The following is an 11,636-nucleotide window of genomic DNA, read 5'->3' on the forward strand; positions in this document are numbered from 1 at the left end:
GGTTCTGGGCTTTTGAAGCGACACTCCCGAAGGGCGCCCGCCTTTCGGGGGTGAGGAGCAACTGTGATCAGGCGCCGAACGACGCCAGGTGACTAGGTGTGAGCGTGGCGTTGTGCAGTGAGGTTGCGACCAGCGCTGCGGCGATGCCCATCGCTGACAATGCGTGGATATCGTTGTCATCGCGGACGCCGCCGGCCGCGATGACCGCGCGACTTCCCGCCTTGGCCTTGACCTCCTCCAGCCGCCTGAAGTCCGGGCCGGCGGCCGCACCGACTTTGGCCAGCGTCATGACGATCACCTTTTGCGGCCAAAGCTCGGGCTCAGCGAGAAGAGAACGCGGTCCGCAAAAATCATCGCCAAGGAAATCAAGGGACAGGATGAGATCGGGATGATCGCGAAAATGCCGGAGCAGCACATCGTCCTGCTGCGATTCGGAGCCCAACACGGGGTGCACCGAACGTTCAGCAAGCGCCGCCGAAAGTGTTTTCCTGTCTGCTACGCCGGCATCGACCCAGAGCTCAGGCGGCTGCGTCATCGCCCTCAGCCGGGCAAGTGCGTCGCTGTTTGGAGTACCGCCTCCGATGGCGTCCAGATCGGCGATGTAGAAGGTCGAAAAGGGATAAAGCGTGCGCAACCCTTCGGCGACGGCGAGGACATCGGAACTTCGGCTGAGCGGGGTAACGATCGGCCGGTAGCGATCGCGTTTTCCTTGCTGGGCGCGAACGACCTCGCCGCCTTTCAAGTCGAGAACCGGAATGATGCGCAACGTTTTTCTCGCCGACCAACTGCTGTCATGAAAGCTTGAAGTGTGGAAAAAAGAAAGAGCATCATTGCGGGCTTCGACATTGGCGGCGCGCATCTGAAGGTGACGCGCGCGCAAGGCGGCCGCATCGTCGGCGCGGTAACGATCGCCACGCCGCTCTGGCAAGGGTTGCACAGCCTGACCTCGGCCCTCGACGAAACAGCTCCGATCTATGCGGAAGCCGATCTCAACGCGTTCACCATGACGGGCGAACTGTCGGACATCTTTGCGTCCCGCGATATCGGCGTGACGACGCTGCTGGATCAGATTTCCAACCGTTTTCCCACAGGCGAAAAGCTGATCTATGCCGGATCATCCGGCTTTGTCGAGGTCGAGCAGGCAGCGCGGCTGAGCACCGATGTCGCCTCCGCCAACTGGCACGCGACAGCCTCTTTGGTGGCAAAATTGGCCGGCGATGCCCTGTTCGTCGACATGGGCTCCACCACCACCGACATTATCGCAATCAAGAATGGCGCCGTCGTCAATGAGGGGTACACCGATGCAGGACGGCTTCTGACTGGCGAACTGGTCTATACGGGATTTACCAGGACATTTCTGTTCGGCGTAGCCTCGTCTGCTCCTGTCCATCGAAGACTGACGCCATTGATGAACGAGTATTTCGCCTCGATCGCCGACGCGCACCGGATCCTGGGCGTGCTCGATGAGGAGGACGACATGCACCCTTCCGCCGACGGCAAGGAAAAGACGGTCCACGGCTCAATCGCGCGACTGGCGCGCATGGTCGGGCGCGACGCCGCTGAACTTTCGCCGCCGGAATGGGGTGAAGTCGCACGCTGGTTCAGCGAGCAGCAATTGCGGAAAATCCACGACGCAGCATCCCTGGTTGCCTGGGGTCTTGCTCAAGATGTTCCGATCGTCGGCGCCGGAACGGGCCGCTGGCAGATCAGGCGGCTGGCCGAGCGCATGGAACGTCGCTTTGTCGATTTCGCCGACATCGTCCCCGCTCATGAAGCTGTTCGCGGCGAGGCCAGCCGCGCCGCACCAGCATCGGCGGTGGCGCTGCTGGCTGGATATCGATCACAAGCAGCGTAGCGGCGCTCGCGCCGTCACGCTCACGCGTCCCCGCTGCTGGACCCTTTGGCGGCTAGGTGATCGCTGACACGCTGCATCAGCCAACCCCAGGCTTCCCGTTCGTCGGCGCCGGCTGTCTTTTCGATAGAGATCGAAAGATACGCGATCTCGGCCTCGATCTTGTCGCGGGGTAGCATGCCAAGCCGGCTGACCAGGATGGCCAGTTCCAGAACAGCCGCCTTGGCACGGTTAAGGCCGGTGAAGGGCGCATGCATTTCCTCTCGAAGCACGCGGCAGAAATGGCGAGGGCGCACGCCATCATCGTCAACGCTCTCGACTTCGAGAACCGAATGCGCCAGCGCAGTCGCCAACCGGGGAACCAGAAAATCTTCAAGGGGAACGGTCGGCCAGTCCTTGCGCCCGGTCAGGCATCCAGCGAAGACGCGCACGTCGTCGGTGTAGTTGGCGATGGCGAACGGCACCGCCGCCAGATTGTCGAGCGTAACCGAGGGACGAAACGGTGCGATGACCCAGCCGTCTTTTTCGGAGATTATGCCGATCGGCGCGATATGGACCTTTCCTGTCTTGTCGACAGTGGTGATGATTGTCTCGCGAATGTAAGGCACCTAGCCCTCCTTCTTCGCGCGAAGCGTTTCGCCCGGTTTGGCAAGACGGGTACGGTCGGTTTCGGGAGCCGGTGCGGCAACGCCCCATGCGAGCGGCTCGTCCTGAACATAGCGCTTGCCGAGGCGCCACGCGATCTCGGCCTTCGTCAGTTCCGCGCCCAGATAGAAAGCATGCGCACCATCGGTCTCCACGCCAAGTCCGGCGAAGAATTCGAACGCATCCGTGGCAACCGCGTGCCCTTTGCCGTTGAAAATATGAATGCCGTCCTCCGCTGCCGCGATACGGTAGTTGGCGTCGCGCACCTCGGCCGCCAATCCAGCGATATCATCGGTCGAGGCCGTGAAGGGCTTGCGATCGTGGATCTGCAGCAAGCCTGGGTGATAGCTACGCGGCAGTGCACCGTCATTGCGGGCGGCGAACATGATGCGACGGGCAATGTCGTGCTCCTCGATCGTCCGCACCGTGTGAGGGCTGACATGTACGGCTAGCACGTTTCGAATCCCGAGTTCCGAGCAGAGCCCCGTTAGAACGGCCGTAACGCCAGAACTGTCGGCGTCGGTAAGTTCGGTGAGATTGCCGGTGCCCATCAGCAATTCGATCTTCGGCCAGCGGCGGCGCGCCTCGATGAAGCGGCCGAGCGATTGGGCGAAGCCGAAGTGGATCGGATCCAACACGGGATCGGCGATAAAGGAAATGCCAGCCCTTTGCGCCGCATCGATAGCGCGGCCAAGCGAATCCAGATCGCCGGGGGCGGACGGGATCAACACCGCCGTAGCCCCATGGCCGAACACTAACGGCAGCGTGTTCTCGTCGAGGCTGAGAAGATAGTCCGCACCGGCGCGTGCACCGATCGACAGTTCGTCCGCGCTGGCCGAATCGACGCTGACCTGAAATCCTTGTGCCTTGAGCTCGCGCACAGCCTCCGACAGCAACGGAAATGGCGTTTCAGGCAGGCAGCCAAGATCGATGACATCGGCGCCGGCCGCAGCTAGCGTCCCCGCCCGCAGCGTGAGCGCTTCGATCGACAGCATTGGCGCATCGACGATCTCGGCGAAGATGCGCATATCGTGACGCGTAAGATCCGGCGGCTCGCCGACACGGCCGAGAAAGGCCGGCAGGTCCGCGATCTCGTCAGGACCGCGCGCAAAGGGCACGCCGAAATGGTTCGACAATTGCTCGATATCGCCGCGATAGCGCCCTGGCAGGATAAAGCGGTCAACGGCGTTGGGCGCGATGAGACGCCGCTTTATGATGTCTTCGGTCATCAGTGCGGCGACCTTGACACCTATGTCGACCACCTCCCACGAAAACTCCGTCTCGCCCAGACCGGATAGCAGCTTTTCCAACCGTGCCCTGGCCAGATGTCCCGTGAGAAAGACCAGCCGCTCAGCCATGGCCGGACAGCTCGGCCCGGCGTTGCTGAACCGCCGCGTTGAGGTCCGCGAGCGACTCGACGACCTGGGTTCGTTCGAACCCCTTCAGCCGCTCGGTGTTTTCCAGGTCAATCCTGCGCGGATAGACTTTGACCAGGCCATGCGGCGCCATGGTTTCGAGTTCGGGTGCGGTGTCGCAGGCAAAGACGATGATCGGCACGCGGCACTTTCCGGCTTGCGCAAAGACGTTGGTGGCAAGCGTATCGGATATACCCCAGACGCATTTGGCAACCGTGTTGGACGAGGCAGGCGCCACCACGACCGTGTGGTAGACGCCGTGGTAAAATTCGCCGACGGGAATGGCGCTCGCCGTCTTGTCGTGCAGCACGCGCGTCGTCTCCGGAAAATCGAGTTTGAGCTTGTACATGCGCAGCACTTCATTGGCGGCTTTCGACACGAAGACATCGCAATGTTCGAGTTGGCGAACAAGTGCGAAGCTCTCCGTGAAAAAATGCCCGGACCCCGTCAAAACCCACGCCCAGCGCGGCACGTGCAGCTTCACCATCGGCTATCCTGCCTTCTTTGCCGAGCGGGTCGAAGCCACAATCCCGATGCCGGGCAGCTTGCCCGATGCGAGTAGCGCGCCCGCCTCGGCGGCATCCTTCGGACCGGCGAGACGGAAATCGATGCCGTCGGGCAGCATGGCGGCAAAGCCTGGGTCGACAATGCCCCTGGCCTTCAGGCTGTCAGGGGTATCGTTGTCGAAGAATGCATCGGTCTGCTTGATAAGCAACAGCGCGTTCGCGCCAAGCTTCCCGCCAAGCCAGGCAGCCAGGGAATCGGAGGTAATGTCCCAAGAGGCCGGAAGGTCCGGTGCCGGCAACGCAAGTGACGACGGCAGCCACACCGGAACCTTGCCTTCGTCCAATGCTCGCACAATCTCCTCCAGCGATCGTGCCGGCGTCAGTCTTTCGTCCCGATCGAGGATGATTTGGCCGAACTGCTCCATGGCGAGGATCGCCATGGCATGTGCGGCGGTGTCGGAAAAATCCATGCGGGTCTGCGTCTCGCGCACCTGATCGGCAAACAGGCCGCCGCCGGGCACGATGACGATCGGTAACCTGGAACCCGCCAGCGCCGCGATCCAGCTCGTCATTTCCGCCGCATGGGCAGTGCTGCCGCCAAGCTTGACGACGGCCCGCCCGAGGACGTCGGAGCCTTGCTGGCGCGGCCGGGAAACACTGCCTCTGTCTTTTCGGCCGGCAGAGCCGGAGGCGACACCGCGTCCTGCCGATTGGCGCTTGCGTTCGATCTCGACGCCGACACCGCCAGGCCCGAGCTCGAGTTTTTCCACCCTTACCGTGACGCGCACGACGCGCTCGTTCTCCAGAACGTGCGCCGCCACTTGCTCGGCCAAAGCCTCGCTGAGCTGAATGTGCCCCCGCGCGACGATGGTGCGAATGCCATCCATGATGATGTCATAGGAGAACACATGGCGCATGTCCTCGGGATGGTCGGTGACTTGCAGCACGTCGGCGATCACATCAAAGCGCACCTTTTGAGTATGACCATGCTCGAAGCTGTAGGCACCGATCTGGACCGGCAGAACAAAATCCCGCACGAAAATCCTGTCCGTGCCCAGTGTCGGATCGGTGCCCGGCGAATAGCCTCTCGCTGCCAACAGGCGATAGTCGATGCTCGATTTACCGCCCGTCCCAGGCTCTGCCGGGACCAATTCGCGAATCTGCGAGACCGCCTCGGCGCTGATTGAACCCGCGCGGTCGGCATGGCCACACAGCGCGCCGCGAAAGCCGAGGAAATCGGGAGCGAAAGGCAATAGACGTGGAATATCCGGGGCTTCGAGCGATCCGCTCAGGCCAACCATCAGACCGAGCGACTTGGCTCGATCGACGAATCCCGGAATCCGCTCCGGTGGCAAATGGTCGAGCAGCCGGCCCTTTCCCTTCTGCGCGGTATCAACCATCACGCCGTGGAAGCGGTGCCTGCCGAATACCGGCAGGAGCTCGAAGTCCGGCGCCAGATCGGCAAAGAGCACAGCGATCAACTTCGTTCGCGCGGCCAGCGGTTCGAGCGCCTCCGCGCAGGCAGGGATGTGAGCCGATGGGAAAAACCCGATCTTGACATAATCGACGCCGGTCGCCGCGATCTCTTCAGCCTTGGCGCGGATCGTTTCGGGTTCCATCGGCAGGTCGCCGCAGACCGCGCTGACCGGAGCCCGACCAGCGATGAACGAAATCGTTCGGCGGATGGTTTCCGTGGGTACCGCGCCCAACGCTCCCGCCTTCGGATCCTTCAGATCGACGATGTCGGCGCCGCTCGAAAGAACGATCTCCGCCTCTTCGATGCCGGTGACGCTGGCCAGCATTCTGGTCATTTGAACAGTTTCTCCAGTTTGGAGGACAAGATCTTTTGTCCTTCGTCCGCTTGATTCTCGCGCACGTCGCGGATGACATAGCTGCGAACGACCTCGAAATCGAAGATGGCAATCTTTTCAGCCGCCATGGCATGTTTGTCAAAAAGACACCGAGCCAGGGCAGACGCGAAAAGTCGTCCGATAGGGTTTGATAAATTTTGCGGGTCGGCTAAGTTGACCATGGGCACCTGGACTTAGCGCTGCTCCGACACCCGTCGGACCTCAGCGCAAGAATGGGTAATTACTATCGATGACGAGCGCGGTGCCGGGCACTCTCGCCGCCTTTTTGTGCTTTTTTTCCCTGACCGTCAACGCTCCGGGCGCGATAGCCCAGGAAGCGGCGGCGAAGCCGGAAAAAAAGGTCACTGAAATCAAGATAGGGTATTTGCGGGCCTACGCGCCGCAATTGACGCTTTCCATGCTCGACCTGCCGCCGCGTGACGAAGGTGTCGCCGGCGCCACTGTGGCAATCGGCGATAACAACACCACCGGAAAATTCACCGACCAGAAATTCAGCCTCGACGTGACCGAGATCAAACCCGAAGCCGACGCGGTTCAGGCATTCGAGGACCTGATCGCCAAAGGTGACCACTATGTCGTCGCAGACCTCTCGGCCAAACAATTGCTGTCGATCGCCGATATAGCCCGCGACAAGGGCGTGCTGATCTTCAACATCGGTGCCACCGACGATAGCCTGCGCGAGGAGGACTGCCGCATCAATGTTTTTCATATCGCGCCGACGCGCAGCATGCTTGCCGATGCGCTGGCGCAGTATCTCATGGTGAAGAAGTGGCCGAATTGGGTGCTGCTCTACGGCTCGCATGAGCAGGACCATCTCTACGCCGACGCGTTGCGCCGCGCGGCAACCCGTTTCGGCGGCCAGATCGTCGCCGAGAAGGAATTCAAGGACACCGGCACGGCCAGGCGTACCGACACCGGCGCCACGCAGATACAGCAGCAGATTTCCGTATTCACGCAGGATCTGCCGGAGCACGACATTGTGCTTGTCGCCGACGAAAGCCAGGTGTTTGGCACCTACGTGCCCTACCGCACCTGGACGCCGCGGCTGGTCGCCGGCACGGCCGGGCTTGTTGCATCGTCGTGGCATCCCGCCAGCGAGCAATGGGGCGGCATCCAGATGCAGAGCCGCTTCCTGAAGACGACGGGCCGGCGGATGCTTTCCAAGGACATGTCGGCGTGGACAGCAGTGCGTGCCGTCGGCGAAGCCACCACGCGCACCAAAGGCGACGATGCCAAAAAGATCAATGACTACATCCGGTCGGGCGATTTCTCGGTTGCCGCCTTCAAGGGACAGAAGCTCACCTTCCGCAAATGGAACCTCCAGCTTCGCCAGCCGATCCTGCTTGGCGACACCAAGTCGGTCGTTTCGACATCACCGCAGGAGGGCTATCTCCACCAATTCTCCGAACTCGATACGCTTGGTATCGATCAGCCGGAAACGAAATGCGTTCTCAAGTAGGGCCAAAGGGGAGGAATTTGCGTGCAGACACGAGCTTGTGCATTGGCCATTCTCGCGGCCGGCCTCACGGCCGGCCCGGCATCGGCCTATACGGCCTACGTTTCCAACGAGAAGGACAACACGATGACGGTCGTCGACACGGCCACCATGCAGGTGGTGAAGACCGTCGAGGTCGGCCAGAGGCCACGCGGCATCACCATCTCGCATGACGGCAAATTCGTCTATCTTTGCGCCAGTGACGACGACACGGTCGAAATCATCGACACCGCGACGCTGCAGATCGTCGGCACGCTGCCATCTGGCCCCGATCCCGAATTGTTCGTGCTCTCGCCTGACGGCAAGACGCTCTATGTCGCCAATGAGGACGACAACCTCGTCACCGCCATCGACGTCGAGAGCAAGCAGGTCATGGCCGAGATTCCAGTCGGCGTGGAACCGGAAGGCATGGGTATCAGCCCTGATGGCAAGACCATGGTCAACACCTCGGAAACCACCAGCATGGCGCATTTCATCGACACTGGCACCCACGATGTAACCGATAACGTACTGGTCGACACGCGCCCGCGCTTTGCCGAATTCAAGCCGGACGGCTCGCAGGTCTGGGTCAGCGCCGAGGTCGGCGGCACCGTCAGCGTCATCGATAACGCCAAACGCGAAGTGGTGAAGAAGATCCAGTTCGCGATTCAGGGATTGCGGGCTGAGACCATCCAGCCGGTAGGCATCGCCATCAGCGCCGACGGCAAGAAAGCCTATGTCGCGCTCGGCCCGGCGAACCATGTCGCCGTGGTCAATACCGACACCTACGAGGTCGAGAAATACATCCTCGTCGGCCAACGCGTCTGGCACCTGGCCTTCACACCCGACCAGAAAACGCTGATCACCACGAATGGCAACTCCAACGACATCACGTTCATCGATACGGCGACCGACGAGCCGGTCCAATCGCTCACCGTAGGCCAGCAGCCTTGGGGTGTGGCCATTTCGCCCAAATAGCAGACATTGATCATGGGGAGGATCGCGACATGAAATTTCGCCATAGGTTTATCTTCGCCGCGCTCGCCGGGTTTGTGCTTGCTCCGATCGGCGCAAGCGCGGATGACGCAACGCCAAAACCCTCGCGTGCCAGCAAGAACCTGCCGGAATTGATTATCGGCTCGGCCGATTCCACCTATGCCGTCAATCAGAAGGATTTCGAACTGATCGCCGGCCAAGGCTATCGGTGGAAGATCACCTCCAAGGGCGGTTTCGAATACAAGTTCGTGACCGACCTGTTCCGCAATGTGTGGATGGACCAGATCGTCATCGACGATCTGGAGGTGCATATGGACGGCGGACCGGCCTGGCTGGAATTCGACGACGCGGGAACAATCCAGGTGCAATTCCACACAGTTCGCCCGGGCGAATATACCTGGTCGGTTCCCGACCTCGCCGACAAGGGCCTGAAGGGCAAGATCACGATCAAGTGAGACCAAAGGCAATGAGGCGCGCTAGATAGCAGTGCGTCCTGCCAACGCGTCCTGAAGGAGCGATCCGGGCATGCAGCATGTGAGGACAAGCGGACCGGGAGACGAGGCGGCGGCGCTCGACGTCAGTGCCGTCAGCCACTCCTATGGACCGAAGCGGGCACTCAAAGAGGTCTCGTTCTCGATCTTGCCGGCGACGTTCACCGTCCTGCTCGGCCTCAACGGGGCCGGCAAGACAACGCTGTTCTCCCTGATCAGCCACCTCTATGACACGCGTCACGGGTCGATCCGCATCTTCGGCCACGACATCCGCAGCGCTTCGGGCGAAGCGCTCAGACGGGTCGGCATCGTGTTCCAGGCGCGCACGCTCGACCTCGATCTCAGCGTCTATCAGAATCTTTCCTACCATGCCTCGCTGCATGGCATTGGCGGACGCGAAGCCCGGCAGCGCATCGCCGCGCTGCTTGACACAGTCGACATGCAGGGCCGCCAGCATGACAAGGCACGCAGCCTCTCCGGCGGTCAGATGCGGCGCATCGAGATCGCCCGGGCGCTGCTTCACCGACCTTCCCTGCTCCTGCTTGACGAAGCGACCGTCGGCCTCGACATCGAGTCGCGTGCTGGCATCCTCGCCACCATCCGCAAGCTCGTCGAAACCGATGGTATCGGCGTGCTCTGGGCCACGCATCTGATCGATGAAGTCGACGATACCGATCATGTCGTCGTGCTGCGGCGGGGTGACCTGGTCGCCAGGGGCAAGGTGTCGGATGTCGTCCAGGCAAATGGAGGAAATTCCATTCGCGATGCCTTTTCGAAGCTCAGCCGCATCGACGCGGCAGGCATGGCGGAGACATCGTCATGAGCGCTCCTGCGATGCCCGGAAAAGTTGTCGGCATCAAACCGGTAGGGTCTGAACCATTCGGCCTCCGCCACTATCTCATTTGCCTGAAAGGCATCGTCCTGCGCGAGTGCCTGCGCTTCCTGCACCAACGCGAACGGTTCATTTCCTCACTGGTGCGGCCGCTCGTCTGGCTGTTCATCTTCGCCGCCGGCTTCCGCCAGGTGCTCGGCGTGTCGATCATCCCTCCTTACAAGACCTATGTGCTCTACGAGGTCTACATCACTCCGGGTCTGTGCGGCATGATCCTGCTGTTTTCCGGCATGCAGTCTTCACTGTCGATGGTCTACGACCGCGAGATGGGCAACATGCGCATCCTGCTGGTCAGCCCATTTCCGCGCTGGTTCCTGCTGGTGTCGAAGATGTTGGCCGGCGTGGCCGTATCGATCGTGCAAGTCTACGCATTTCTGATCGTCGCCTGGTTGTGGGGCGTCAGGGCGCCGCCGCTCGGCTATCTCTACGTGCTGCCGGCACTGTTTCTGTCGGGCATGATGCTTTGCGCGCTCGGCATGCTTTTGTCGTCCATGATCAAGCAACTCGAAAACTTCGCCGGCATCATGAACTTCGTCATCTTTCCAGGCTATTTCGCGTCGCCGGCGCTGTATCCTTTGTGGCGTATCCAGGAGGCAAGCCCCCTGCTCTACAAGATCTGCCTCGCCAATCCGTTCACCTATGCCGTCGAACTGATCCGCTTCGCCTTCTATGGGCAGATCGACTGGCTGTCGCTGGGCGTCGTCGCCGGTTGCACGCTGTTGTTTCTGGGCGGCGCCATCATTGCATACGATCCTTCGCGCGGCCTGATGACCCGCAAACAGGACACGGGAGGAAACGGCTGATGGCGCGAATGAGACTTGTCCACACCCTGGTTCTGATCGCCATGCTTGTCCCGATGGACGCCAGGGCGGCAAACACCGATCCCGACTGGCCTTGCATGCAGCGCAAGGTGCCGCAGCTCTCGCTCGGCCAGATCTGGAATGGGCCGGAGCTTCCCCCGGCGGCGAAGGATTGGTCGAAGGATTCGGGCGTCTCCGCGCTGGTCGAGGCGGTGGCGGCCCGACGGACGCCGATTGCCGAAGCCCAGAAGGAGATCAAGGACTTCGTGGCTTCTCTGCCGGCGGAGCAGGTCGCACCAAAGATGGCGATGCTGGTGCAGGGAATGTTCGATCACATGGACGCCGAGCGTTCGCACGTGATTTCCGGCATTTCCCGCTATGCCCACAAACAGCTCGAAATGGCGGCTGAATTGCGCAAGGAAGCATCCGACGTCGACGCCCTGCGTGCCAAAGCCGACGCCGATCCGGACGAAGTCGAACGGCGAACCGACCAGTTGACTTTCGCGACGCGCATTTTCAACGAACGTGTCCAGTCGCTGACCTATGTCTGCGACGTGCCGACGATAATCGAGCAGCGGCTCTATCAATTGTCCAGGACCGTCTCGGAAACGCTCGGTCGGAAGAAATAGACCTTCAGTCGACCTTGCGACGGATTTCACGTCTCTTGGCAGGCGACACGTCCGGCGTCTCGCTC

The 11,636-nt window shown here is 61.3% G+C and carries 13 protein-coding genes; 7 read left to right on the forward strand and 6 right to left on the reverse strand.

Annotated elements, in window-relative coordinates:
* Window positions 1–67: 67 nt before the first annotated feature.
* Window positions 68–859 (reverse strand): HisA/HisF-related TIM barrel protein, encoded by a 792-nt coding sequence (locus FJ953_RS07995; protein ID WP_140515158.1) that lies wholly within the window; start codon window positions 857–859, stop codon window positions 68–70.
* Here FJ953_RS07995 and FJ953_RS08000 point away from each other — a divergent pair.
* The gene (locus tag FJ953_RS08000; RefSeq protein WP_140524699.1) at window positions 809–1,855 is read left to right on the forward strand and encodes a hydantoinase/oxoprolinase family protein; all 1,047 of its coding nucleotides are present in this window, start codon (window positions 809–811) and stop codon (window positions 1,853–1,855) included. The genes FJ953_RS07995 and FJ953_RS08000 overlap by 51 nt on opposite strands.
* A 20-nt stretch (window positions 1,856–1,875) precedes the next feature.
* Here the strand turns inward: FJ953_RS08000 and FJ953_RS08005 are convergent, their stop codons facing one another.
* From FJ953_RS08005 to FJ953_RS31095, 5 genes are read right to left on the reverse strand one after another with little or no spacing between them, the layout of a single operon-like run.
* On the reverse strand, window positions 1,876–2,460 hold the full coding sequence (locus tag FJ953_RS08005) for a DUF447 domain-containing protein (protein WP_140524700.1): 585 nt from the start codon (window positions 2,458–2,460) through the stop codon (window positions 1,876–1,878).
* A complete protein-coding gene (locus FJ953_RS08010; RefSeq protein WP_140560486.1) occupies window positions 2,461–3,855 on the reverse strand; it encodes a DUF6513 domain-containing protein in 1,395 nt (464 codons plus the stop codon).
* A complete protein-coding gene (locus FJ953_RS08015) occupies window positions 3,848–4,399 on the reverse strand; it encodes a flavoprotein (RefSeq protein WP_140515154.1) in 552 nt (183 codons plus the stop codon). Before FJ953_RS08015 ends, FJ953_RS08010 begins: the two co-directional genes overlap by 8 nt.
* 3 nt (window positions 4,400–4,402) lie before the next feature.
* Entirely contained in the window at window positions 4,403–6,229 is a 1,827-nt protein-coding gene (locus FJ953_RS30785) for a (5-formylfuran-3-yl)methyl phosphate synthase (protein WP_140623845.1), read from the reverse strand.
* Window positions 6,226–6,357: a hypothetical protein gene (locus FJ953_RS31095; protein ID WP_281405105.1), complete on the reverse strand. Its 132-nt coding sequence runs from the start codon at window positions 6,355–6,357 to the stop codon at window positions 6,226–6,228. Before FJ953_RS31095 ends, FJ953_RS30785 begins: the two co-directional genes overlap by 4 nt.
* 161 nt (window positions 6,358–6,518) lie before the next feature.
* Between FJ953_RS31095 and FJ953_RS08025 the strand changes: the two genes are divergently transcribed.
* From FJ953_RS08025 to FJ953_RS08050, 6 genes are all read left to right on the forward strand, one after another.
* Window positions 6,519–7,748 carry an ABC transporter substrate-binding protein gene (locus FJ953_RS08025; protein WP_140498192.1) on the forward strand — a complete coding sequence of 410 codons (1,230 nt, stop codon included), beginning with the start codon at window positions 6,519–6,521 and terminating at the stop codon, window positions 7,746–7,748.
* Window positions 7,749–7,790: 42 nt separating this feature from the next.
* A complete protein-coding gene (locus tag FJ953_RS08030) occupies window positions 7,791–8,741 on the forward strand; it encodes a YVTN family beta-propeller repeat protein (RefSeq protein ID WP_246674746.1) in 951 nt (316 codons plus the stop codon).
* A gap of 29 nt (window positions 8,742–8,770) precedes the next feature.
* A complete protein-coding gene (locus FJ953_RS08035; protein ID WP_140498197.1) occupies window positions 8,771–9,214 on the forward strand; it encodes a hypothetical protein in 444 nt (147 codons plus the stop codon).
* A 70-nt stretch (window positions 9,215–9,284) separates the two neighbouring features.
* Window positions 9,285–10,073 (forward strand): ATP-binding cassette domain-containing protein, encoded by a 789-nt coding sequence (locus tag FJ953_RS08040; RefSeq protein WP_140498199.1) that lies wholly within the window; start codon window positions 9,285–9,287, stop codon window positions 10,071–10,073.
* 11 nt (window positions 10,074–10,084) lie between these two features.
* A complete protein-coding gene (locus tag FJ953_RS08045; RefSeq protein WP_181167723.1) occupies window positions 10,085–10,945 on the forward strand; it encodes an ABC transporter permease in 861 nt (286 codons plus the stop codon).
* Complete coding sequence (locus FJ953_RS08050; RefSeq protein WP_140623848.1) at window positions 10,945–11,571, forward strand: hypothetical protein; 627 nt, start codon at window positions 10,945–10,947, stop codon at window positions 11,569–11,571. Before FJ953_RS08045 ends, FJ953_RS08050 begins: the two co-directional genes overlap by 1 nt.
* The last annotated feature ends 65 nt before the right edge of the window (window positions 11,572–11,636 follow it).

This window comes from Mesorhizobium sp. B2-3-6 (genome assembly GCF_006442305.1).
Lineage (GTDB): Bacteria > Pseudomonadota > Alphaproteobacteria > Rhizobiales > Rhizobiaceae > Mesorhizobium.